Source organism: Type-C symbiont of Plautia stali, from assembly GCF_059730935.1.
The window spans coordinates 1,684,458-1,707,847 of the sequence record NZ_AP035923.1 but is presented as its reverse complement, the minus strand read 5'-3'; the positions used below and the strand labels follow the sequence as shown (position 1 = coordinate 1,707,847).

Genomic DNA, 23,390 nt, shown 5'->3' with positions numbered 1-23,390 from the left:
GACCCGTGATTAGAAATTTCCTGCGCTTTATACCGATTTACCGCGCAGCTTCGCAACCAGATTTACCACTAACAGCACAATCGACCCAACAATAAAGCCCAGCACCAGATTCGCGCCGTTGCTCAGCAGCATGGAAACCACACCCGGGAAGCCGCTGCTGTACTCTTCAATAGCATGATGCAGCGGCGCGATACCGTGCACGATAATGCCGCCGCCCACCAGGAACATCGCGACTGTGCCAACCACCGACAGGATTTTCATCAGCCACGGTGCCAGCGCCAGCAGCGCGCCGCCGGTGGCCTGCGCCAGCGTGGAAGACTTCTCACGCAGCCAGTAGCCGAGATCGTCAATCTTAACGATCATCGCCACAATACCGTACACGCCGATGGTCACCAGAATGGCAATACCGGCGAGGATTAACACCTGATTGAGCAGCGGCGCATCCGACACAATGCCCAGGGTAATCGCCACAATTTCAGCCGACAGAATGAAGTCGGTGCGCACTGCGCCTTTCACCTTATCTTTTTCGAACTGGCGCGGGTCCTGCTGCGCCAGATTATCCAGGCGCTTTTGCCGCGCTTCCGGGCTCTTCTCCGCTTTGTCGTGGTGCAGGCTGTGCAGCACTTTTTCCACTCCTTCAAAGCACAGATAGGCGCCGCCAATCATCAGCAGCGGCGTAATCAGCCAGGGCGCAAACGCGGAGATCAGCAGCGCCAGCGGCACCAGGATCAGTTTGTTGATAAACGAGCCTTTCGCCACGCCCCACACCACCGGAAGCTCACGATTGGCCTTCACGCCCGTCACCTGCTGTGCATTGAGCGACAGGTCATCGCCCAGCACGCCGGCGGTCTTTTTTGCCGCCACTTTGCCCATGACGGAAATGTCGTCGAGCAGCGTGGCAATATCATCCAGAAGAGTCAGTAAGCTGGTTCCTGCCAAAATGTCATTCCTTATTCCGGTTCGTGATCCTGACAACAGGGGCACCGCTCAATCGCCGTCACCGTCATATCGGCGATGCCCGCACAGTCCCATTCGACGCGTAACGTTTTCCCGTGCAGATCGTCGGCGTGCAGATACTTGCTCACCGGACTTTCTGTCATGCCGCTTATCTCCTCGGTGGCCACCAGCGTATCGTCCAGGTAAATGCGCGCAGTGGCATGGGCATTGACCATGCGCTCATCGCGCAGTTGATACAGGCGTCTGACCGTCAGTTTGATGCTGCTCATGCTGGTGTTCCGCGTCCCAGAGAAAACGCTGATCTAAACTGTTATGGCAGGTAAAAGCAATCACCCTGCCTTAATCCGCCCGATAGTGATGCAATCCCTGATGATCGATCTCGCTGCTGTGCGTGGCAGCCAGCAACCACTCTTCCAGCCGCTCCACCAGCGCTTCATCTTCCAGCCGCAGTTTGCCGCGCAGCGCGCATTCCCAGACGATCAGCACCTTCCAGCCGCTTTCCTGCAGCTGCTGCACATAGCGCCGGTCACGCTCCACGTTACTGTTGATTTTGCCGCTCCAGAATTCGGTACGCGTGGCCGGCATTTTGAACAGATAACAGTGGTGACGATGCCAGAAACAGCCGTGCACAAAGATAATGGCTTTGTGCTGCGGCAGCACAAAATCCGGCCGGCCCGGCAGCGCTTTGTCCTGTACACGAAAGCTAAAACCGCGATCTTTCAGCAGCAGCGCAATACGCTGCTCAATCGCCGTATCCTGATTGCGAATGGCGCGCATATTTTTGCTGCGAATATCATGCGAGTGGACGTCTGCCATGGCGTCTCCTTTTTTCCGGGCTTCTTCAACTTTAGCGCGTTGAGGCGAAAGCGAAAGTTTGTGCGAAGCAGATTGCGAGACGCTGCGCAGCCATCGTTAATTTCCACGCCGCGCCAGGAGTGGTAGCATAGCCGCTTCACTGTTAAGGAAAAACGCATGCTTGCACTCGATCCCGCCGCGACGGCTTCACCCTCCCCGCACTCCGCTGATGATGACGCCACCGCCATACTGCTGCAGGTACTGGATATCTACGCGGCCCGCGATCTGGTGGTCATCCTGAGCAAGGCCGGCGGCCGCGACTGGAGCATCACGCAGCTTAACCGTATTCGCGCGGGAAAAAGTGCCGCGCCCGCGCTGTCCGCGGCGGAGGTCGCTCGTCTGCAGGCGCTGCTGCCGTCGCGACCGGCGCATTATGACAATCCCCGCTTTCAGTTTATCGATCTGTTTGCCGGCATCGGGGGTATTCGCCGCGGCTTTGAGCAGATTGGTGGCCAGTGCGTATTCACCAGCGAGTGGAATAAAGAAGCGGTGCGCACCTATAAAGCCAATCACTACAGCGATCCCGCCCGGCATCAGTTCAACAGTGATATCCGGCTGATTACCCAGCCGGCCGGTTTGCCGGATGAGCAGGCGATTTATCAGCATATCGATAAGACGATTCCCGACCATCAGGTGCTGCTGGCCGGCTTTCCCTGTCAGCCCTTTTCGCTGGCCGGCGTCAGTAAAAAGAATGCGCTGGGTCGCGCGCACGGTTTTGAATGTGAAGCCCAGGGCACGCTGTTTTTTGATGTGGCGCGCATCCTCGCCGCCAAAAAACCGCCGTTTTTCGTGCTGGAGAATGTGAAGAACCTCAAGAGCCATGATAAAGGCCGCACCTTTGCCATTATTATGGCCACGCTGGATGAGCTGGGTTACGACGTCGCTGACGCGGCTGACGACCCGTCGCCGGATGCCAAAGTGGTCGATGCGCGTCACTTCCTGCCACAGCACCGCGAGCGCATCGTGCTGGTGGGGATCCGGCGCGATACCGGCCTGAGCGAGGGTTTTTCGCTGCGCGCGCTGGCGGCACTCTATCCGCCTGAAGTTCCGCCGCTGCACAGCCTGCTGGAGCCGCAGCCGGCGGCAAAATATACCCTGTCGCCCACGCTGTGGCACTATCTCTACCAGTATGCGAAGAAGCATAAAGCCAAAGGCAACGGTTTTGGCTTTGGCCTCAACGATCCGCGCAATCCGCACTGCTGCGTACGCACGCTGTCAGCGCGCTACTATAAAGACGGTTCGGAAATCCTGATCGATCGCGGCTGGGATCACGCGCTGGGCGAGCAGGATTTTCAGCAGGCCGCGAACATGGCGCGCCGCCCGCGCCGCCTGACGCCGCGTGAATGTGCCCGCCTGATGGGCTTTGAAGCGCCGGGCGAAGCGCGCTTCCGCATTCCGGTCTCCGACACACAAGCCTACAAACAGTTTGGTAACTCGGTGGTGGTGCCGGTGTTCGCCGCCGTAGCGAAACTACTGCTGCCGCTGATTGAGCAACACGCGCGTCAGCGCCGCTGAAAACGCAGCCGCGCTTCACGCCCCGGTTTTCCGCCCCGCAATTTGCTTTAGTAACGCGTGATGTGCTGTTTTGCCGCACATCGCGCGCACTGTCACCGGACTGTCACGCATCAAACCAATACTGCGTTTTATTTTTTGCGGAGCTGTTTGATGTCTCTCCTGTCTGTAATCTCCCTGCCGCTGCGGCTGCGACCTCGTTTTACCCTGCGTCTGCCCGTCTGGCTCTCCAGCCTGCGCAGCCAGTTCATGCTGTTTATTGTGCTGTTTTGTCTGTTGCAGTTTGCCGGGGTGCTGTTGCTCAACCAGCACGTGAATCAGACGCAACACTCATTGCAGCAGGCCAGCCAGCTGCGCGAACGGCTGGCCCTGCTGGATAAAGCACGCATTGAGTTACTCACCGCCAGCGACAACAGCCATCGTGCCGGTATTTATCTGATGCAGGACCAGCAGAGCGGTTCGGTCGACAGCTGGAAAAGCCTGGCGGCGGCCGCCACTACCTCATTGCAGCAGGCGCAGCAGCTGTTTGCAGCCTATCAGGCGAAAAGCGATAGCCCGCTGGCACAGGGATTCGTGCTGCTGGCTGGTGGGCTGCAGGAGCAGCTGAAAGGGCTGGCAGCCAATGATATCAACGCATTTTTTATGGTGCCGATGCAGGCTTTCCAGCAGCAGTTCAACGATGCCTGGTTTAGCGAAATCGAACAGGCCAATCAGCAGCTCGGCAGCGTCAACCAGCATTCGCTCAGTACGCTCAAGCAGAGCCGCAATCTGGCGCTGGCGATCGCCGCGTTATTAATGGCGCTGCTGCTGCTGGCCGCCGCGCTGCTGATGCGCGGCGTGTTGCTGCCGCTGCGTCACGCCAACGCCCAGCTGGCACAAATCGCGACGGGCGATCTGGTCGCCAGACCGGCGCCGACGCGCCGTCAGTCGCTGGAAACGCGCCAGCTGCTCCTGTCCATCGATACCATGCGTCAGGGTTTGCAGCAGATCGTCAGCGACATCACGACGGTAGCAACCCGGGTGGCGGCCGGCGCTGATGAGATGCAGCAGCATAATCAGCAGGTGATGCAGCAGCATCAGGCGCAAAATGCCAGCTTCCATCATCTGTCGCAGCGGCTGCATCGCGTGTCAGAAGAGGTGGAAAAAGGTGCACACTTCTCGCAACAGGCGACGCACGACGCGCAGTCCGCGGATGCGCTGATGCGTCACTGCGCCCATGAAGTCGACAATATGGAACACCAGATGCAGCAGATCGTCGCGGCCGCCGGCGATATCGCTGGCATCGTCGGCATGCTGGACAGCCTGTCGATGCAGACGCGTCTGCTGTCGCTTAATGCGGCGATTGAATCTGCGCATGCTGGCGCTTACGGGCGCAGTTTTTCGGTCGTCGCCAAAGAGATGGGATTGCTGTCGCAGCAGAGCGGCGCTTCCACGCGGCAGATCGACGGTTTAATCCAGCACACGCAGCAGCACGTGCAGGATGGCTTTGCGCAGGTGCAGGCGCTGGAAGTGCTGTTTGCGCGGATTGGCCAGGCGGTATCCGGCGTGGTCAGCCAGCTGAATGAGCTGCAGGATAACAGTACGGCGCAGAGCCATCGCGTGAGTAAAATTGCCCGGGAAGTGGTGGAAATGAGTCTTCAGCTCCAGCAAAACGAAGCCCTGACTGATCAGCAGGTGCAGGCAGCGGCGCAGCTGAGTGAACTTTCAGCGCGACTGACGCAGCGCGCGCAGCAGTTCCGCGTTAGCTAAGGTGCAGAAAGAAAAACCCGTCAGCGACGGGTTTTGGTGTTATTTCTTTTTCTTACTTTTCTTCAGCAGTGCACGCACCTGCTTCAGCTCGGCGGCGCTCAGTTGATCGCCCGCCTCTTCGGTATGCAGGCTGTCGACGGCCGGTGGCTCAACGGCATCTAAACTGGCCTGCAGGCGGTTAACGATCTCCTGACTCATGGAGATTTGGTTATCAGCGGCTAACTGTTTAATGTGCTCTTTCAGCGCCGGGTCAATTTTAATGGTTAAGTTAACGGTCTCGGTCATCTTCACACTCCCTCTTGATTTACAACAACGTAGCGGAAGCAGAATAAAGTTAACAGACTGTCATAAAAATTTAATATTGTGCCGGTATGGGACTGAAATCGCGTAACACGGACTCATCAATATCGGTCAGATTGCCCTGCAGTTCGGCGCACAGCTTCGCCATATAGCGGACGAGAAAATCGGCGTTGTGTTCAGCCAGCAGACGGCCGGTTTCCGTCTGCATGGTCTGCGGCAGGCTCAGCAGTTTCTTCTGGAAATGGTCCAGCGTCCACTTTACGTCATCCAGTTCACGATCTTTACCCAGCGGATCGTCGCTGTCGAACAACGGCCGTCCCAGCGCACCTGCAGTATAGAAAACGCGCGCAAGGCCAATCGCGCCTAATGATTCGAGACGATCGGCGTCCTGAACGATCTTCGCTTCTAACGTTTTTGGCGTAATGCGGGCGCTGAAACTGTGGGCCTGCACCGCATGCGCCACGCTGTCCAGCAGCGCTGAGGGGAAGTCCGGAAAATCCTGTTGCAGAATGCGGCGCGTCTCTTCCGCCGCGTAAGTCGAAGCCAGATGGCGTTCCGGATGGTTTTTCGGCAGGTTCACCACATCGTGGAAATAGCAGGCGGTCAGCACCACCAGCGGATCGGCATTGGTGTTTTGCATGATGCGGGCCGCGCTCATCCAGACGCGGCGCAGGTGCGCGATATCGTGGGCTTTATCATCGTGCAGCCAGTTCAGCTGTAGCCAGCTTTCGTAACGGTGTTGCCAATGGGTCAGTGACATCGTGCTTCTCCTGTTATTGCTATTATTTCGCACCGGGTACGGCTTGCGCCCATCATAGCGGCCCGGTGATGACACTTTCTTTACACCCTTCCCGGATGTCCAGCGCAAAAAAATGCGATCCCGATCATGTTATAGCGCTGTTAAAGCCGCTTGCCCAGCCGCGATACGGTTTTCAGTATTTCCTTAACCTGTTTTAGTTAAGCCACTCTGTTTAATTTCGGTGATGCATTTCCCGCTGGGTGAATTTTCAGCATCGCCAAAGGTCCAGTTTAGCCTGTCGCAACCCCAGCATTAAAACGCCCCTTTACATAGCGACATAATCTGAAAAGATTCCCATTGCGACCGTTATAACGTACTGTATAGGGGAAATTTACGGCTCTCACCTGTACCCGGAGCCTTCGTCAGCGCACTGTTTGCTTATGAGCCATTTTTAATACCGGAAGCGGCAGTTATTGCCCGATAATAAGGCGACAAATTATTAAGCAAATTGATTCAAACCCATTATGCTAATGCTCTCATCCGAGGATACGGATGTTTCGTCGAAGTTCTCCGGGTACGTGATACAACATGAGGTACATAATGAAAGAACGGCCGATTCTTTTTTCCGAACAGCGGGTGCGCGCCCTGCTGGTTGGCCAGCAAACTCAGACCCGGCGCATTATGAAAACTCAGGCGTTTGGCCCGGGACAGGATCATCATGAAGGCGTGCACGCGTTTGATGTCAGCGCTAATCATCTGCATGGCTATAAGCTGATGTCGATGGCGGACATTGGTGCGCAGTGCCCGTTTGGCCAGGTCGGCGATCGTCTGTGGGTGCGTGAAACCTGGCGGGGTCCGATTGTGCCTGAGGCGCAGCTGGCGGAATACGAGCGCGATCCGCTGCCGTTCCGCAATCCGGCATTTTGCCAGTATCGCGCCGACAGCCATGAACTTGGACAACAGGAAGAAAATCAGCAGGTCGCCGAGCAGTTTGGCTGGCAGACCGCCATCCATATGCCGCGCTGGGCCAGCCGCATCGATCTGGAAATCACGGCGGTACGCGCGGAGAAAATTCAGGACATCAGCGAAGACGACATAATGGCGGAAGGCGTGCAGACCGATTCGCACTTCCTCAATAATTTCTTCACTATGAACATGAATTCCGAATCGCCGAAAGAAGCTTACCGCAAGGCGTGGCAGAAGCAGTACGGCGCCACCAGCTGGGAGGTGAATCCCTGGGTCTGGGTCATCGCATTCCAGCGTGTGGAGCGTGAAGGCTAACCGTTTGCCCTCTTCCGCACGGATGAGGGCGTCATCTTTTGCGCGATTCAGTGAATCACCAGTTCTTGCCCCCTCGCCGGCGGCACAGCGCCCCCCTTTCCCACCTTGCCAGTTTGCAATCCCTGTCACAGACAAATCCGCCGCTAACAGGTTGAATAAGCGGCTTTGATTCCACGCTGGCAATTTATCGTCTGCCGCGTCAGGATATGATTTCCGCCCTGCAGAGTGAGTGACGCAATGATCAAATGGCCGTGGCGTGCACAAAAAGATGCTGCCGTGACTGCCCTGCCCTGGCAACAGGCGCTGGGGCAGCCGATCTTTTCTCTGCTGAACAGCGACGAGCAGCAGGCGCTGGTGGCGCTGGCGCAACGCTTCCTGCTGCAGAAAAAAATCACTCCGCTGCAGGGGCTGGAACTTAGCGAACTGCGCCTGGCTCGTCTGTCGTTGCTGTTTTGCCTGCCGATATTGAAGCTGGGTCTGGAATGGCTCGACGGCTTCCACGAAGTGCTGATCTACCCGGAGCCGTTCAGCGTTGACGATCGCTGGGAGGACGACAGCGGCCTGGTGCACCACGCGCCGGCCGTGCATGCCGGCCAGAGCTGGACGCAGGGACCGGTGGTGCTGAACGCGCTGGACATCCAGGACTCGTACGATCTCTCTGGTTACAACCTGGTGATCCACGAAGTGGCGCACAAGCTCGACGCGCGCGGCAGCGGTTACACCAGCGGCATCCCGGCCATCGCGCTGCGCGATGTGGCCAGCTGGGAGAAAGATTTACTGCAGGCGATGGCCGAGATTGAAGCGGAAGTGGATCTGGTGGGTGAACAGGCCGCGACCCTCGATCCTTATGCCGCCAGCGATCCGGCGGAATGTTTTGCCGTGCTGTCGGAGTACTTTTTCAGCGCCCCCGACCTGCTCGCCAGCCGTTTTCCGGCTATGTATCGCCACCTGCAGCAGTTTTACCATCAGGATCCGCTGGCGCGTCTGGCGCAGCAGGCACCGGAATCTGCTTAAATCACGATCGCTTTGCCGCTTTGCTAGCCAGTTGAATACAAATGTGTTTTTAGCTGTTGACACCCACAGGGGCTGCCATTAATATTCGCCTCGTTCCAACGATTCCTCTGTAGTTCAGTCGGTAGAACGGCGGACTGTTAATCCGTATGTCACTGGTTCGAGTCCAGTCAGAGGAGCCAGATTTAAAGAAGCCCGCTCAGGGAAACCTGAGCGGGCTTTTTGCTTTGATTTCACAGTCCCTCTCTTAAACCCTGAGCTTAAGTCATTCAATATCGATGCATTTTGATGCCGCAGTGCCCTCTTTGAGAATATAGCGCTCGTCGTTTTTCAGCGCTTTCAACCAGGAAGCAATATAGCTTTCATGTTGTACCTCTCACTCAATGCCATGATCAGTCATCACAAAGGCACTTCCCAGCTCCGCGACAAGTTCTTCCTCTGCATAATCCGCACTGCCAAACTTTCCTTTCATTTCACGGTTCAGGCGTTTTTTACTCCCACTCCAGTGGACAAGCTCATGCAGGCCGGTAGCGTAGAAGTTAGCCGCATCTGAAAAAAGATGGCGCTCCGGTAGCCATACTTCATCAGTTGAGGGTCGGAAAAAAGCGTTTTGTCCTTTTTCAATGATGTTTGCGCCGCTCTTCCTGAAAAGTCTTCAGCCTGGGGCAACGGGTCAAAGGTTGCTTCCGGGCTGACTGTTTCAGTTGTCAGGGGCAAATCGTCGATTTGCTGAACGTTAAACACGGTGAAGGTTTTCATCATCGGGATATGTTCAATGTCTCTAATGTCGTTTTCCTTTTCGAGGGTGGTGTAGAAAATAGCTGTTGTTCCATGCTCACCCTTGCGAACCTGTCCACCTGCAGCCTGTGCCTGTTTGTAGGTCATCCAGCGGGAATCGCTGAAACCCTGTTTAGATGCGCTGCACCACAGCAACATGATATTCATGCCACTATAAGCCGCACCTGTAGCGTAATTGGAAGGCAGATCAGACATGCCATCTACACGCTGCCACGGGCAGGACCACGGTTTTACACCTGACTCTAGTGCTGCAATAATGTTGTCGGTAACGGTCTGATAAATGTCCGTTCTGGTTTCAGAAAATTTCATTTTTGAGGAGCCTGACTGCCCTAGCAGGGATACGCGGGTCGCCGCAGCGGAGTCAGGGGCGCTAGTCTGGGTATGCTGGGATATCATCATGGTTTTTTCTCCGTCTGTGTGTTTTTTTCGTCTTCGTATCGCCTGACGGTTCGCTTTTCCGTCATCGTTCTTTCCTGCAAGGGCGCAGCATGCGTGCCATTTACCCTTGCGGGACGGGTTGTGTTGGGAAACGATTAACAGGAAGCCGATACAGGAACGAAAAGTGCACAGGAGAAAAACTGCCCCTGAATAGCCGGGCGTAGCGCCCCTTATTTCGCAATGGTGAAAAGTAAACTGGTGGTGTTGAGTCTGGGGCCTGCACTGACAGGGACTTCAAGTAGGTGTTAGCATGCTTTCCTGCCGGACGAGACGATCCTGCTAACCGTGGGCGGTTTGTTCTTAAATTAATTGTCTAATTCCGGCATCACTTACAACCGGAGCCGGGCTGTCTCATTATTGAACGCAGCATCAAGTCTATCCACCACCACCTAGATCGGGAGTGAGAGATTTCTTGGAAATGGCCACAGCACCGTAACCGGGGAATCATTCTCAAAGGGCTTAACAGGTATATCATTTCACTTAATTATAATGCCAATGTCATGAAAAATATTTAGTGTAAAGATTTAATAATTATCATTTAGGTATAGATTACAAGTAGAAAAACTGAATGAGTCGCCACATTAAACATATAAAACCTCAACATGCTTGATGTATTTAACAAGACATAGAGTTAAAGCTATTGAAATTAGAAAGATTTAAAATGCAAACCTCGTTTTGGCCGAGCATAAATACAATTTAAACCGCAACGTTTTTAAGCAAATAAATTCATTTGCAACTAAGCATTTAGGGTTGATATAATATAACCACTTAGATTATAACCCACGTTAGTTTGGAGTTAATATGTACATAGCGATAGATGGCGATGATGTGGGGAGAAAAATAACCTCATCATACTTATCCAACTCAGAAGAGAGGTTGATATATATAAGCAAAAAATTAAATGACACCACAAAAAAAATATCTAAAATGCTCTTATCCAATGGATTTGAGATAATTTTCCAAGCCGCAGATGGTGTTACAGCGAAAACATACAACGAGGTCAATCTTAACTTTGTTTTTGATAAGATAAAATCCTATTCCTTTGACGAAATTACATTTTCAGCTGGTGTGGGAGCGAATCTAAGAGAAGCCTATGTTGCACTGTTAAATTCTAAAAGCAACGGTAAGAATATGATTTCCATTTATAAAGACATATTATAATGGTGCGAAATGTTTAGAATAATAAGATTTGACTGGTTGTTAAAAACGGTATCACTAATCTCTTTATTTGTCACAATACTTTCCTTTTGGATCTTTAAGACAGTTCTGTCTGCTGACTTAAGCCTGTTCAAATTATTATCAATATCATCCTTAGCATCCATTATCATAAACTTCTTTCTCCTTTCATCAAAGATATCAAGACTAATATGGAGAACAATAAGGTTTTTTAAGAAAGATATATATCCTGACTTAAATGGAATTTGGGTTGGCCATATAATCACAGAAACAAATGATGAATTTGAAGTCCGCGCAAAAATAAAGCAAGCGCTCCTTGTAACAAAGATAGAAATGCACGGCCCCACAGTTAAATCTGTTACGCTAGAAGCAACGCCAACTAAGGAACTGGATAACAACAAATTGTATTATGTATATAAATCAACCCCTAAAAACCCTAGTTGGAGCGAGTATATTGGTTCGACCATATTCGACGTAATTGAAAGTAACAATGCGCTCCAACTTTCTGGTCGGTATTATACAGACAGAAAATCCGTGGGGAGAATATCAATAAAAAGAATATCAATTAACACTGAATCCGACATATCTTTTTATTAACTTTCGGAATATTTAATTACCACAATCAGCCATGCTCGCTCTTTTAAAATAGAAGGATTATTCGCGCTACTGATATATTAATCATGGATAAACTCCTTTCAGTAGCCATTTTCCCTAAAACAACACTCCTGCACCCCCCATATATTCCATCAAAACTGATTATTGTGGGCGACTCCACTTGACCTTCCCCCAGGATTAGATACAACCTTCAGCTTCTTCATGGGGATATCCTCATGTGACTGATGAAGACATTACTAACATCTCGGTGTATTAATCAACGGGAGCAGATCAATAAGGCCAACGACGACAACATCCCTACTTACACCAACAAATGTTAGGCCATGATATTGGCACGAGGTACCTAATATTAACATCACGCAACGGTATTCGGTCAGTCTATGAGATAGCTTTCGTCCATCTCTGGGGCAACTTCAAATCTCTCAGTTTCAAAATAGATAAGACCTACTTCTTTTGGAACGGCATCTAGTTTGTCGAGTACGGCATTAATTCGAGCGCATTGCTCAGCGTTGATATAGAAGCGATGGTCGTTTAACCAATTCCGAGAATCATGATAGTTGTCGAGCGTTGCCGCCTCCAGTGTTACGACCCAATGTTCTATTTTTGAACGACTGCACAGTCGCTTGATTTGAGGAATGATATCGACTGTTCGATCATCCGACACGACGATCGCAAGCCTTCGAGTGCCACTCGTTTGTACGTAACGCACTCCGGAATTATACCGAGATCCCCTTGATGGCGTACACTCATCGGTCGCTTCACCGTCGAGAATAATCCCGATAGCATGGCAAAGACCAGCAGGATCGAGCAGTATTGTGCCATCAATACCGCTGACACTTCGAAGGAGTGATTCAGTGAGCCTAGTTGGCACAATTCTACTACCTTGCTTGCAAAGTCGATTCGCCTCGCAGGCCGCATCTTCCGCAACGACAATCATGCTGCCATGCCCCTGACTGGTTTGGGTCATCAGAAGGTTCCACAAGTGCAATCCACTATCTTGTGAAGATAACGGAAATAGTCTCGCGTAATTTGCTAGGAAGGCAGCTTTGTCAAAAGGCTCCTGTGGAAGTTTGGGCACAGCATATTGACTGAGAAGCAGTGCTTGGTTACCGCAGTACAACTGCCAGTGATAATGATCTATAAAATCTACCGTGAACGCATCTTGTGCACTGGGATCGTGCGACTCCTTCATTCTCCCAAGTCCATAGATGTAATGACTATCTGCGATAATGCCGACACCTGATGCCGCCATCTGCAAGACTTTCCGAACCCATCGTGGCTCACGAAAGGGAACTGGCTCAACAAACTTCACCAGGAACTCAACCGCCTCGTTATCTGGATCGACGAGAATGAGCTGACCTATACCTTTCGCCCCCTCGTACATAAGAGAGAAGACAAGGTTCAAAGCATCGAAAAGATCAGTATGAATGTATCTTCGTTCGATCGAGAGGCCTGCGGTGTACAGAAAGTCCTTTGCAGCAATCCGTATTATTTCCTCGGCATCTCTCATACTGCCATGGATAAATCGTCCTGGATCAGGGTTATGCAATTCCTCGGTAGCCTCACGAAGAACCGCATACATCGCTGCATGTATCAGGCTGCGAAATCCATGTCCTTGTTGGCTTTCGTCAAAAGACTTGGTGAGCAAAGGAGGGAATTTCTCGAAAGTGTCGTTTGGAATCTGTATGACTGGGGTAACATAATAGTCGTCTATTCGCCTAGACTCTCCGCAAAATGACGTTACGTTATGCTCAGTATCAAAAGCTTCAAGTGCCTTACTAACCGATGTTCGCACTGAGTCGCGACGTATCCACTCTGGCTTGTCGCGCATGCTTGGCCCATCACCAAAAATCATACTCTGTAACCGATGATTCTTGTAAATCGATTCAACTGAATCCAGCAATCCTTCAAACAAAGATAGTTGCCACTTACCATCTTCTGGCTCTACGCATATCGGATTCGCATTTTTACTGCCAGGGCGGCGAGCACCAACAAGTAGCACTTCTGCATCAGCCGGTGCACCCAATTTTTTCAGTACATTACGTGCCAGAATCTGGATGTGAATTCTGTAGCTGTCCTGATATCCCCACATAAAAAGGTTAATGATGCTACCTGCCACCTCGATTTCTCCTGCTTGCTGTTTGCCGTGCCCTAAGACCAGCAGTTTTGTCGACTCACTTCACCATTCATTCCACATTTTTATTGCAGCGTCGATAAACGCTTCCGCATCGGCTTTCTCCCATGAGGTATGTGTCCCCTCCCAAAGCAAGTAATACTGTTCATTGGCGCATAGCAGCTTGTCTTTATCTGCTTCTGTCTGAATCCAATTCATGGCATTGACAAAACAATCAGCATAACTGGTGCCAAACTTTTCATTTGGCACGTTGTAGAGTAGACCTTCAAGGTAATAGGAAGGTGCAAGTCCTGACTTCAATTTTCCGTCAGCAATGAGTTTACTTCGAAGGTTCTTCAGTACGCGAACCATGGGCTTTAGCCATTTATTACTGGCCTGATGTTTTAAGGTGAGATTTTCTGAATGCTGCTTGGGGTAATTGGCAATCCGTTCACCAGCGCCATTAAAGAAACAGATGCCCTCATCGTATTGTGAGTCGTAATACCCCTTGAATTTCCAATAACGACGAAACTGCATTGATGCGATAACGTCAGCTTTGCGCCTACTTCCATTTGCCGCTACAACTATGGCCTTATCTCCGACCTTAACATCAGACCCGAAGCGCTCTGTAAGAGCCTCAAGCACATCTTGCTTAAATTGAGTATACGAGTAGGTTGCAGGAACAAATGCACGTTCATACGCCTCTTTGTCTTCTGGTGATAACTGTGTGAGGTCACTGTAGTAGACATCATCAAAACATATGACTACATCAACGTCACTTTCAGCATAAATGTTAGTATCGTTTCCATAGGAGCCCTGAAGGAATACTTTAAAATTCTTTCCATGATACCCAGTGTTTGCGCTCTCTAATGCATTCTTTATAATGCTATAAGTCGAGGCAGACTGTGCAATAGATCCTTGGTGGGACCATGTATCGAGCTGTGATTCAGGTATTCCCATATTATTTTGCCTCTCTCATATCAGAAACTCTCTTAATTGTGCCTCACGAGCTCCAAAAGACTCCCTACCACGCTGCCGAAGGGTATTCAGTTTATCTAAATTGTACTCAAGTAAATCTGTCGCCATCTCAGGCCGTTCGAATGTGTCGCTGATCCGAATCGTCGGAATATCTTTGAATAGAATGTCGCGTAGTTGATCCATCGATTGTGTATTGATCTCTAAAGTTTTTTGAAGCAGCTGGACTGCGAGCCATTTCTTAGCAATCCGCATAAGGAAACCTGGTTTAGGTTCTGGATAGATACCAACACCGACATTTATAACCCGGATATCCTTGCGATCTTTTTTCAGAGCGACAGTGGCGTCGGCGATTGCAAACAAGGTGGGGTTGTTTGCACAGTAACCTCCATCGATCAACTCAACCTTATCTCCTGGTGCGGTAACAATCACTTTCCTTTCGAAGAAGGGATAAGCCGAGCAAGACGCTTGCACTGCATCAGCGATACTGACCCCGAATCCTGGACTGAAGGTTCCCTTGCGACCATGGGCCTGCACAACATTACCTTTGAAGATCATTGGTCTTTCGGTCATCCATCGAGTTGCGACGATGCCAATACCCATCAGAACATCTTCGAATGTCTTGTCTTGAAAAACTTCCTTAGCCAAATCCTGAAGCGCTATTGTTCTTGCCGCAGCCGACCGGCTGGACATAACTCGTGGTACATGTTCGGTGTACAGTGCGTGTATTTGATCTACTTCGTATCCTAGAGCGATGAGCGCGGCAATAATCGCACCGGTGCTAGTACCAAATACAAGATCAAACCTCTTATATAATGGGCACCCAAGCATAGCCTCAATTTCCTTGAGGACACCTAGCGTATAAAAGCCCTTTGCACCGCCACCATCAAGTGCGAGAACTCGACATATGTTGTCGTTGCCGTACTCGGTGAGCAGTGATGACGGCGAAACAGAGTAAGTCATTCTTTTGCACTCCTTGTTCACTACGATGATTCCAACTAGTACCGAACAATTTATAAAAGCTGGAGACTCCAAGTAGTCCGACACCGGCATAAACCAACAGCGTGAGCGGATGGATCCACATCAAATTGCATAGTAGGCTAACTTGTTCGAGGTAGGACTTTTAAGGTCGCGTTCCATCGAAATAAGGTAGATAAAATACCTCTTGACTCACACCATGGCCTCCCTCATCTGTTGCAGAGCATTGGGCAACAATGCTTTAAGCGTCTTCATTCTGTACTTTACCTAAAACCTAGAGTTGCGGACATATTACACAACAGAGCCTAAACCTATACTATTCATTGATCTATTTTTACGCATTTACCACTTCAATAAAATCCACAACTGCGGCTTCACTCAAAAGCGGAGAGTCCGGCCAGTATTTACTACATTACGTGCGTCAATTGCTGTACCCATACGGTTCTGCGAATAGATAACTTTCATATCCACCCCACCCATGGAACACCTAAGTAACGATCAGCTTATCCGAGGTTCACTCAACCCAGCCTTACGTAACCCGCTACTATTGGTAGTCATTTTGGTGGTCTTAACAGAAAGTGGATTCAGGTTTAGCTTGAATATTAGCCAGTTATTGGCAAAGACGATCCCAGTCAGAGGAGCCAGATTTAAAGAAGCCCGCTCAGGGAAACCTGAGCGGGCTTTTTGTTATTGCGTGACGGCTAAACTTCCGTCCAGCCGCGCAGCAGGTTGTGGTACATATTCAGCAGCGACAGCAGTTCTTCGCTGTCACCGTGGCGCGCTTTCAGGCTCTGAATGTTGCGGTCCAGTTCAAACAGCATCGCGCGTTGCTTATCATCGCGCACCATCGACTGAATCCATAAAAACGAGGCGACCCGCGCGCCGCGCGTGACCGGCGTGACGCAGTGCAGGCTGCTGGAGGGATAAAGCACCAGGTCGCCCGCCGGCAATTTTACGCGGTGCTGACCGTAAGTATCCTCGATCACCAGTTCCCCACCCTCGTAGCTGTCGGGTTCACACAGAAACAGCGTGGCGGAGAGATCGGTACGCATCCAGCCGGCCGCGCCATTGTGGCGTACCGCACCGTCCACGTGAAAACCGTAGGTTTCTCCCTGCTGATAACGGTTGAACAGCGGCGCAGAAAGCGTGCGCGGCAGTGCGGCGGCAAAGAATAGCGGATGGCTATTCAGTGCCTGAAGCACTGCAGCCTGCAGCCGATCATAGAGTGGCGTGCCGGTGTCAATCTGCTGGTTATTTTTTACGGTCGCGCCCTGGCTGCCGACCGTCGCCCGTCCGTCAACCCAGTCAGCCTGCTGCAGCTGTGCGGTAAAGTGCGCCAGCTGTTCAGCGTTAAGCACGGCAGGAATGTGATACATCATCGCGGAGTTCTCGCCATTAAGCGTGGAGCGCGAACGCCCCACGGTTGACCATCAGAAATGCACGTTAGCCGTCAACAGGAAAGTACGCGGCTCGCCCGGATGATAGCGATAACCACTCTTGTTGATCGATGCCACATAGTTGGTATCAAACAGGTTATACACGTTGAGCTGCAGGTCGAGGTTATTGTTGACCTTATACCCGAGCTTGGCGTCAGCCACCCAGTAGCCTTCGGTGTGATCCGGCGTGCCCACGGCCCCATCGCTGCCGCGACGCAGGCTGCCAACGTAACGTGCGCCCGCGCCTACCGACAACGCATCAGTGGCCTGATAGTTGGTCCACAGCGTAAAGGCGTGCTTCGGCGTATAGGCCAGCGCGGATGAGCCATCCTGCGCCACGCTGGCGCCTTCACGCACCGACGCGTGCTGCATGGTGTAACCGGCAATGATTTCCCAGTCTGGCGTTATGTTGCCGGTTGCTGAGAGTTCATAGCCTTCCACACGCTTCTTACCGGTTTGCGAGTAAGTGCCGTCATCATTGGCATCGACCTCATTTTCGATGTCGGTGCGGAACAGTGCGGCGTTCAGCAGCAGCCGCTTGTCCAGCACCTGCCACTTGGTGCCCACTTCGCTGGATTTGGCCTTCTGCGGTTTAAAATCGGTACGGTTGGCGCTGTTGCCGCTGCCACCCGCCGCCAGCGCGAAGCTGCTGCCACCCGGTGGCTGCTGGGAGATGGCGTAGTTCACATACAGGTTGCCCTGTTCGGTCAGACGATAGAGCGCCCCCGCTTTCCAGTTCACCAGATTGCCTGATTTCGCCGTGTCCACCGTGGTCACCGGCGTATTACGCGCCACACCCGCCGGACAAGCCAGCGCGCCGCGTCCGGTGCCGCCACAGGCCGTCGCGCTGTCGTACTCGGTATGGTAGTTGTCGAGACGAATGCCGCCGTTCAGCTCAAAGTCAGGGGTAATCGCCAGCGTATCAAATGCATAGATGCCAAACGTATCAGTCTGCCCGTTAGCGTTCGCACCGTTGCGGTCCAGACCGCCAATCGAAATGCTGCTGATGGGATGGTAGATATTCACCGCAGGTGGGGTCAGCGCGTTAACGCCATAGGTGGTCTGGTTTTCACGCGTGAACTCTACGCCCGCACTCACATCATGCCCGACGGAACCGGTGGCAAATTTCGAGGTGATATTGGTCTGGTTGGTAAGAATACGGTTGCTGATATCTTTGGTGTTTGCCAGGCGCGACCAGCGCCAGCTGCCAACATCGTTCGGGTTAGGTGCAGTAATGTTACTGGCTCCGCCCATCACCGCCGTCAGCAGATACTCCTGCTTAACCCGCGACCAGCGCGTGGTGTTGCGCAGCGTGGTGTTATCGCTCAAATCGTGTTCAAAGCGCAGCGTGGCACTGTCGGTAGTCGATTTGTCGAAATCAGAATCGGTGCCGTAGTAGTTGCTGGTAGCGACCTTGCCGGAATTGTTCAGCGCAGCATACGCGGCAGACGGTGCCGAATAGCCGGGCAGGCCAACGGTCGGAATACCGCCGTCCGGTGTGTTGTTCTGGTGGACGTGTAAATAGTTGACGTACAGCCGCGTTGCGGTGTCCAGCCCCAGCGCCAGCGAAGGCGCGACGCCATAACGCTCGTTCTGGATGTGGTCACGCGCCGCATCATGGGTTTTTTCACCCATCAGATTAAGGCGAAACGCCGCATTGTCGTTGATTGCCTGGTTGTAATCGAGCGTGCCGCGGCGCATCCACGCGCTGCCGGCGCTGACTGACGCGTCAAGCCCGGTGTCCAGCCGCGGTTGTTTGCTAATCATATTGATCGAGCCGGATGGTGCGCTGCGACCATAGTCGGTGCCGGAAGGCCCCTTGATCACTTCCACCTGCTGCGTGTTGAAGGTGTCACGCGTGACGCTGGCGATGTCGCGAATACCATCCACGTAAATGCTGTTGGAGGTATCGACACCGCGCATGTACACCGCATCGCCGGTAGTTGAGCTGCCGTTTTCCCCGGCATAAAACGCCCCGACGCCCGGCACGTTTTTCAGCGCGTCGGTCAGATTGGTGACGCCCTGATCTTTAATGACCTGATCCGGAATTACCGTCATGGTGCGGGTGGTATCCACCAGCGGACGGGTAAATTTGGGATCGGCCGAGGCATTTGGCGCGTACAGCGAAGGCGTGCGCGCTTCAACCACCAGCGTATCATCAGATTTTTTGCCGGAGTTATCGGCCCCCAGCGCCGCAGCCGGCGAAATACCAATACAAAGCCCGGTGAACAGGGTCAGCGAATTGAAGCTACCAAACGGCAGCTGGCGATTTTTATCCATGTTAAAAGGTGAGTTTCTTATCGTTATTAACGCACTCATTGTCTTTACCGCACCTGCCATTCAGGCATAGCACTGAATCAACACGGTTTTCCCAGACAACACCTAAATGATAACGCCAATGGTTATCATTTACCTTTATATTCTTACACGCACACTGCCGCTTGGGAATACTTTTCTTTACGTTAAAATTACGAAATCAATACAATTGAACAAAACGGCGGGTGGTTACGGCAATTTTTTCATCAGGCGGGCAAACAGCATAAAAAAACCCGCTCGGCGTGAGCGGGTTTTAGTCTGGCGTGCACAGTTCATTCCAGTAGCAATAGCGCATGCGCTGGTGGCGGCGGTTATCGTTCATAGTAGCGATACACGGAAGGATGAAACTCCACGCCGTACAGCTGGCTGATCGGGATCAGCAGATCGATATGCTCACCGGGGTCGAATTCGCGCCCGTCAGGGGTGGCGGCTTTGCTGGCTGCCAGACGCGCCAGCCACTGCTGCAGGATCTTCTTCATTGTCAGCTTCTCCATAAAAGGTTAACGCTGACAGTAAACCCCAGCCTGGACGCGGAACCAAACGACAAGTTATGCGTTGGATTACTGCATTTTGCATATTGGAGTGGCAACGGTGGCTGCGCCATGACGGTCACCCTGAAAGGTGCCCCTACGGGCTGGGAGGTCCTGGCAATGCCGCACGCTGTTTGCCTGATAGTCCCTGAGTCACCCCAGCTTTCAAAGGCATCCCCCGCGAACCACAACCTAAATGAGAAGCAGTGGCGGCCCGGGCGGGCCGCCTGACCTGTCATACACGCGCCTCTTTCAGCAACTGCTGAATCACCCTCTCCTGCTCTTCATAGTTGCCTTCACCAAACGCGGTGTAGCGCAACTGGCCGAGTGCATCAAAGATGTAGTGCGCGGGCCAGTACTGATTACCAAAACGGTTCCAGATGCTGTAATTGTTATCCGCCACTACGGTGTAGGGCAGCTGCCAGCGCGTAATCGCGCGCTTCAGCGCCTTTTCATCGCGCTCCCACGGGTACTCCGGCGTGTGCACACCCACGACAACCAGCCCGTCACGTTGATACTTACTGGCCCAGTCGCGCACGTATGGCAGCGTATGCTGGCAATTAATGCAATCCCAGGTCCAGAAATCGACCAGTACCACTTTGCCCTTTAACGTGGCAGGCGTCACCGGCGCCCCGTTCAGCCACGCCGTGCCCCCCTCCAGCGACGGCAAGGCGCTGCTGGTTTGCGGCAGGCTAACCGGCTCCAGGCGCACTTTGGGTGCCGGCGTGGTCAGCCACTGGCTCAGCTGCTGCTCCAGCTTCAGGGCAAAAGCGGGCGCTGCCTGCAGCTGGCTCTGTGAGCCGGTAACAATCACGCCCACCGAGGCGAGCATCAGCACGCCCGCCGCCTGACGCAGCCGCGCACTCATCGCCAGCCCCGGACGCAGTCGCGCCACCAGCGATCGTCCGGCGAAATAGAGCAGCGCCAGCATCAGCGCGGCACCGCTGCCATACGCCAGCAGCAACACGCCAACCGACAGGGGATGATCGCCCACGACGGCCAGGCTGAGGATCGCGCCCAGCACCGGTCCGGCACAGGGCGACCACAGCAGACCGGTTGCCATGCCCGCCAGCAGCGCGGCGAGCACCCCGCTACGTCGCTGGCTGGCATCGTTGAGGCGGTTACCCAGCGCGACAAACGGCCGGGTAACGCGTTGGGCGATGCGCGTCGAGATTAACGTCAGTGCGGCTATCGCCAGGAACAGCAGCGCCAGGTTGCGACCAATGCTGGTGACCTGACTGACCCAGTGGCTGGTAAGCGATACCAGCAGCGCCACCAGCGTGAACATCAGGACCATGCCGCTCAGCAGCGCCAGCAGCTGTCCGCGACGGCCGCGTACGCTGGCAAATACAAAAGGAATAATCGGTAAGGTACAGGGGCTGAGCAGCGTCAGCATCCCGGCAAGAAAAGCGATAAGCAGTGTCATAAAGAACCTCATACGGTGGATAAACGTCTGCGCGTCCGGCAGTACGTCTATTACATCCACCGCATGTGTTCAGGCTGTGTCGGGGAAACGCCGTTTTGTCGGGTTATGTGTGTAGCGGGCAGGCAGATACATCAGGTTACATATCCTGCTGCTGCAGGATGATGCACGCTTCCAGCCCGCCAGCTGCCCGGTTACGCAACTGCAGGCTACCCGCCATCTGGCTCACCAGCTGGGTGGCGATCGCCAGGCCGAGCCCGGTCCCGCCGGTGTGGCGATTGCGTGAACTCTCCACGCGGTAGAAGGGCTCCAGCACCGCCTGTAACGCCTCCTCCGGGATGCCGGGCCCGTTATCACGCACCCGAATCTCCACGCTGTCACCCTGGGGTGAACAGAGTTCAACCTCCGCTTCGCCGCCAAACTTGAGCGCATTATCTATCAGGTTGGTCATGATGCGCCGGAGTGCCTGCGGCCGCACGGCGAAGGTGTCATGACCTGTGCACGGCACAAAGTTCACCGCTTTACCGACATCCTGATAGTCACAGACTACGCTATCCAGCAGCGCGTTGAGGCTGACGCTCTGGCGCTTCTCCTCCAGCACTTCCGATGAGCGTGCATAAGCGATGCCCTCGCGCACCAGGCGGCTCATGTTATCGAGATCGCTCAGCAGTTTGTCGCGCAGCTCAGGCTGCTCCGCCATCTCCACCCGCAGCTTCATGCGCGTGATCGGGGTTTGCAGATCGTGGGAGATGGCCGCGAGGATTTGCGCACGCGCTTTGAGGTGATCCTGAATCCGCAGCTGCATAGCGTTAAACGCACGCGCCGCCTGCTGCACTTCATCCGGGCCGTTCTCTGCCATCAGCTGTGCGTGGCTGGCGGCCGGTTTGAGCGCATCAACCGCCTGGGTAAAGCGCACAAACGGTCGCACCACCTGCCGCACCGCCAGCCATGCGCAGCACAGCAGCAGCAGCAGCTGACCCATCAGCACCAGCGGCAGCCAGCGCGCAATCGCCGGCATGCGCGGCCAGAGATCGAGCGTGAGCGGCGCGCCGTCATGCAGCGTCAGATGCACCTGAATATGCTCCCGCGGCCCCGGAATCGCATGAATGCTCATCTGATAGCGCCCGCCAAGCGTCTCCTGCAGTGAACGTACCGCGTCGCGCGTGCGCCAGCCGGAGGGATACGGCCCCGCTTCGCCCGGCGACAGACTGTAGCGATAATTGCCGCGCGCCAGCTTCGCCAGCCAGCCCGGACGCTCGTCCGCCGGCAGACGATCGAGGATTGCCACACTGGTCGCCACATCGTACTCCAGGTTGCCCAGCATCACGCTTTTAGCGCTGCTCATGCGTTCAATCAGCAGGCTTGCCAGCGTGAGAGTATTTGCCAGCAGCAGTCCGCCCAACACGATAATCAGCAGGCGTGACAGCAGCGATCGCGGCCATAGCCTCATTGATGCGCCTCTTTGATCACCACCGTGCTCGCCAGCACGTAACCTTCGCTGCGGACCGTTTTGATATAGGCCGGTTCACGGGCATCTTCGCGTAACCGCTGGCGCAGCCGGCTAACCAGCAGATCGATCGAGCGTTCAAACAGCTCCGCGTCGCGGCCCTGCGTCAGGTTGAGCAGCTGATCGCGATTCAGCACGCGCTGCGGATGGTCGAGAAACACGCGCAGCAGGCGGTACTCTGCGCCACTCAGCGCCACAATCACGCCGTCGCTGTCCAGCAGATGGCGCGCGGAGGTATCCAGCTGCCACTCGCCAAAGGCAATGATGCGGCCGGCCCCGGTAATATGTAAATTTGGCGGCAGCGCCCGGGTACGGCGCAGGATCGCTTTGATGCGCGCCAGCAGCTCACGCGCCACAAAGGGTTTGATCAGGTAATCATCCGCCCCCATCTCCAGCCCGAGAATGCGATCGGTCTCTTCGCTGCGGGCAGTAAGCATCAGTACCGGCAGGTTCTGCCGGGGATCGCTGCGCAGCTGACGGCACAGCGTCAGGCCATCGTCACCCGGCATCATGATATCCAGCACCACCAGATCCACCAGGCTGCTGCTCAGCACGGCGCGCATTTCGCGGCCATTGGCCGCACCGGTGGCGCGGTAACCGGACTTAATCAGATAGTCGGTTATCAGTTCGCGGATATCCCGGTCATCATCCACCACCAGAATGTGATCAACGTGCTCCAAA

The 23,390-nt window shown here is 53.7% G+C and carries 20 protein-coding genes, 1 tRNA gene and 1 pseudogene; 7 read left to right on the top strand and 15 right to left on the bottom strand.

The genetic code is table 11. The features are described 5' to 3' along the window. Positions 1-27: 27 nt before the first annotated feature. From AC6I7J_RS07770 to AC6I7J_RS07760, 3 genes are all read right to left on the bottom strand, one after another. Positions 28-939: a DUF808 domain-containing protein gene (locus AC6I7J_RS07770; RefSeq protein WP_058757386.1), complete on the bottom strand. Its 912-nt coding sequence runs from the start codon at positions 937-939 to the stop codon at positions 28-30. An 11-nt stretch (positions 940-950) separates the two neighbouring features. Continuing rightward, positions 951-1,226, bottom strand: coding sequence for a hypothetical protein (locus tag AC6I7J_RS07765; protein ID WP_021509848.1), 276 nt, complete (start codon positions 1,224-1,226; stop codon positions 951-953). A gap of 70 nt (positions 1,227-1,296) precedes the next feature. Next, positions 1,297-1,773, bottom strand: a complete 477-nt coding sequence (locus AC6I7J_RS07760) for a very short patch repair endonuclease (protein WP_058757385.1) — start codon at positions 1,771-1,773, stop codon at positions 1,297-1,299. 156 nt (positions 1,774-1,929) lie between these two features. Between AC6I7J_RS07760 and dcm the strand changes: the two genes are divergently transcribed. Further along, complete coding sequence (gene dcm, locus AC6I7J_RS07755; RefSeq protein ID WP_498007080.1) at positions 1,930-3,327, top strand: DNA (cytosine-5-)-methyltransferase; 1,398 nt, start codon at positions 1,930-1,932, stop codon at positions 3,325-3,327. 150 nt (positions 3,328-3,477) lie between these two features. After that, positions 3,478-5,073, top strand: coding sequence for a methyl-accepting chemotaxis protein (locus AC6I7J_RS07750; protein WP_498007079.1), 1,596 nt, complete (start codon positions 3,478-3,480; stop codon positions 5,071-5,073). A gap of 39 nt (positions 5,074-5,112) precedes the next feature. Here the strand turns inward: AC6I7J_RS07750 and AC6I7J_RS07745 are convergent, their stop codons facing one another. Then, positions 5,113-5,358 (bottom strand): hypothetical protein, encoded by a 246-nt coding sequence (locus AC6I7J_RS07745; RefSeq protein ID WP_021509844.1) that lies wholly within the window; start codon positions 5,356-5,358, stop codon positions 5,113-5,115. A 70-nt stretch (positions 5,359-5,428) separates the two neighbouring features. After that, positions 5,429-6,133, bottom strand: a complete 705-nt coding sequence (locus AC6I7J_RS07740; protein ID WP_058757381.1) for a phosphohydrolase — start codon at positions 6,131-6,133, stop codon at positions 5,429-5,431. Positions 6,134-6,712: 579 nt separating this feature from the next. On the opposite strand from AC6I7J_RS07740, the gene AC6I7J_RS07735 reads away from it, so the two are divergent. The 3 genes from AC6I7J_RS07735 to AC6I7J_RS07725 all read left to right on the top strand — a co-directional run bounded on the left by AC6I7J_RS07735 (position 6,713) and on the right by AC6I7J_RS07725 (position 8,586). Then, positions 6,713-7,393, top strand: a complete 681-nt coding sequence (locus tag AC6I7J_RS07735; RefSeq protein ID WP_058771148.1) for an ASCH domain-containing protein — start codon at positions 6,713-6,715, stop codon at positions 7,391-7,393. A gap of 237 nt (positions 7,394-7,630) precedes the next feature. After that, on the top strand, positions 7,631-8,407 hold the full coding sequence (mtfA, locus tag AC6I7J_RS07730) for a DgsA anti-repressor MtfA (protein WP_166711580.1): 777 nt from the start codon (positions 7,631-7,633) through the stop codon (positions 8,405-8,407). Positions 8,408-8,510: 103 nt separating this feature from the next. After that, positions 8,511-8,586, top strand: a tRNA-Asn gene (locus tag AC6I7J_RS07725). Positions 8,587-8,669: 83 nt separating this feature from the next. Here AC6I7J_RS07725 and AC6I7J_RS07720 read toward each other — a convergent pair. Then, positions 8,670-9,601 (bottom strand): annotated as a pseudogene (locus AC6I7J_RS07720) (ArdC family protein). Positions 9,602-10,441: 840 nt separating this feature from the next. Between AC6I7J_RS07720 and AC6I7J_RS07715 the strand changes: the two are divergent. Both AC6I7J_RS07715 and AC6I7J_RS07710 read left to right on the top strand, forming a co-directional pair. Beyond that, positions 10,442-10,801: a mCpol domain-containing protein gene (locus AC6I7J_RS07715; protein ID WP_498007078.1), complete on the top strand. Its 360-nt coding sequence runs from the start codon at positions 10,442-10,444 to the stop codon at positions 10,799-10,801. 9 nt (positions 10,802-10,810) lie between these two features. Further along, positions 10,811-11,413 (top strand): Cap15 family cyclic dinucleotide receptor domain-containing protein, encoded by a 603-nt coding sequence (locus tag AC6I7J_RS07710; RefSeq protein ID WP_498007077.1) that lies wholly within the window; start codon positions 10,811-10,813, stop codon positions 11,411-11,413. 391 nt (positions 11,414-11,804) lie between these two features. On the opposite strand, the gene AC6I7J_RS07705 is transcribed toward AC6I7J_RS07710, so the two are convergent. From AC6I7J_RS07705 to AC6I7J_RS07665, 9 genes are all read right to left on the bottom strand, one after another. Further along, positions 11,805-13,550, bottom strand: a complete 1,746-nt coding sequence (locus AC6I7J_RS07705; protein WP_498007076.1) for an anti-phage protein — start codon at positions 13,548-13,550, stop codon at positions 11,805-11,807. A gap of 60 nt (positions 13,551-13,610) precedes the next feature. Continuing rightward, a complete protein-coding gene (locus tag AC6I7J_RS07700) occupies positions 13,611-14,504 on the bottom strand; it encodes an anti-phage nucleotidyltransferase (protein WP_498007075.1) in 894 nt (297 codons plus the stop codon). Between the two features lie 15 nt (positions 14,505-14,519). Continuing rightward, entirely contained in the window at positions 14,520-15,482 is a 963-nt protein-coding gene (locus tag AC6I7J_RS07695; protein WP_498007074.1) for an anti-phage phospholipase, read from the bottom strand. A gap of 716 nt (positions 15,483-16,198) precedes the next feature. Next, on the bottom strand, positions 16,199-16,876 hold the full coding sequence (gene ybiX, locus AC6I7J_RS07690) for a PKHD-type hydroxylase YbiX (RefSeq protein ID WP_058771146.1): 678 nt from the start codon (positions 16,874-16,876) through the stop codon (positions 16,199-16,201). Between the two features lie 51 nt (positions 16,877-16,927). Then, on the bottom strand, positions 16,928-19,213 hold the full coding sequence (locus AC6I7J_RS07685) for a catecholate siderophore receptor Fiu (RefSeq protein WP_150058605.1): 2,286 nt from the start codon (positions 19,211-19,213) through the stop codon (positions 16,928-16,930). A gap of 347 nt (positions 19,214-19,560) precedes the next feature. Next, the gene (locus AC6I7J_RS07680; protein WP_021313248.1) at positions 19,561-19,728 is read right to left on the bottom strand and encodes a hypothetical protein; all 168 of its coding nucleotides are present in this window, start codon (positions 19,726-19,728) and stop codon (positions 19,561-19,563) included. A 286-nt stretch (positions 19,729-20,014) separates the two neighbouring features. Continuing rightward, the gene (locus tag AC6I7J_RS07675) at positions 20,015-21,205 is read right to left on the bottom strand and encodes a cytochrome c biogenesis protein/redoxin (RefSeq protein ID WP_498007073.1); all 1,191 of its coding nucleotides are present in this window, start codon (positions 21,203-21,205) and stop codon (positions 20,015-20,017) included. Between the two features lie 136 nt (positions 21,206-21,341). Then, positions 21,342-22,652 carry a sensor histidine kinase gene (locus tag AC6I7J_RS07670; RefSeq protein ID WP_498007072.1) on the bottom strand — a complete coding sequence of 437 codons (1,311 nt, stop codon included), beginning with the start codon at positions 22,650-22,652 and terminating at the stop codon, positions 21,342-21,344. Next, positions 22,649-23,389: a response regulator gene (locus AC6I7J_RS07665; protein WP_021509836.1), complete on the bottom strand. Its 741-nt coding sequence runs from the start codon at positions 23,387-23,389 to the stop codon at positions 22,649-22,651. The genes AC6I7J_RS07670 and AC6I7J_RS07665 overlap by 4 nt, the downstream gene beginning before the upstream one ends. Between the last annotated feature and the right edge of the window lies 1 nt (position 23,390).

What these genes read in the sequence shown, in the direction of transcription:
- AC6I7J_RS07685 (WP_150058605.1), bottom strand. Translation starts at nt 19,213, where the DNA reads ATGGATAAAAATCGCCAGCTGCCGTTTGGTAGCTTCAATTCGCTGACC.
- AC6I7J_RS07710 (WP_498007077.1), top strand. Translation starts at nt 10,811, where the DNA reads ATGTTTAGAATAATAAGATTTGACTGGTTGTTAAAAACGGTATCACTA.
- AC6I7J_RS07675 (WP_498007073.1), bottom strand. Translation starts at nt 21,205, where the DNA reads ATGACACTGCTTATCGCTTTTCTTGCCGGGATGCTGACGCTGCTCAGC.
- AC6I7J_RS07740 (WP_058757381.1), bottom strand. Translation starts at nt 6,133, where the DNA reads ATGTCACTGACCCATTGGCAACACCGTTACGAAAGCTGGCTACAGCTG.
- AC6I7J_RS07750 (WP_498007079.1), top strand. Translation starts at nt 3,478, where the DNA reads ATGTCTCTCCTGTCTGTAATCTCCCTGCCGCTGCGGCTGCGACCTCGT.
- AC6I7J_RS07760 (WP_058757385.1), bottom strand. Translation starts at nt 1,773, where the DNA reads ATGGCAGACGTCCACTCGCATGATATTCGCAGCAAAAATATGCGCGCC.
- AC6I7J_RS07670 (WP_498007072.1), bottom strand. Translation starts at nt 22,652, where the DNA reads ATGAGGCTATGGCCGCGATCGCTGCTGTCACGCCTGCTGATTATCGTG.
- ybiX (WP_058771146.1), bottom strand. Translation starts at nt 16,876, where the DNA reads ATGATGTATCACATTCCTGCCGTGCTTAACGCTGAACAGCTGGCGCAC.
- mtfA (WP_166711580.1), top strand. Translation starts at nt 7,631, where the DNA reads ATGATCAAATGGCCGTGGCGTGCACAAAAAGATGCTGCCGTGACTGCC.
- AC6I7J_RS07695 (WP_498007074.1), bottom strand. Translation starts at nt 15,482, where the DNA reads ATGACTTACTCTGTTTCGCCGTCATCACTGCTCACCGAGTACGGCAAC.
- AC6I7J_RS07715 (WP_498007078.1), top strand. Translation starts at nt 10,442, where the DNA reads ATGTACATAGCGATAGATGGCGATGATGTGGGGAGAAAAATAACCTCA.
- AC6I7J_RS07680 (WP_021313248.1), bottom strand. Translation starts at nt 19,728, where the DNA reads ATGAAGAAGATCCTGCAGCAGTGGCTGGCGCGTCTGGCAGCCAGCAAA.
- AC6I7J_RS07765 (WP_021509848.1), bottom strand. Translation starts at nt 1,226, where the DNA reads ATGAGCAGCATCAAACTGACGGTCAGACGCCTGTATCAACTGCGCGAT.
- AC6I7J_RS07735 (WP_058771148.1), top strand. Translation starts at nt 6,713, where the DNA reads ATGAAAGAACGGCCGATTCTTTTTTCCGAACAGCGGGTGCGCGCCCTG.
- AC6I7J_RS07700 (WP_498007075.1), bottom strand. Translation starts at nt 14,504, where the DNA reads ATGGGAATACCTGAATCACAGCTCGATACATGGTCCCACCAAGGATCT.
- dcm (WP_498007080.1), top strand. Translation starts at nt 1,930, where the DNA reads ATGCTTGCACTCGATCCCGCCGCGACGGCTTCACCCTCCCCGCACTCC.
- AC6I7J_RS07745 (WP_021509844.1), bottom strand. Translation starts at nt 5,358, where the DNA reads ATGACCGAGACCGTTAACTTAACCATTAAAATTGACCCGGCGCTGAAA.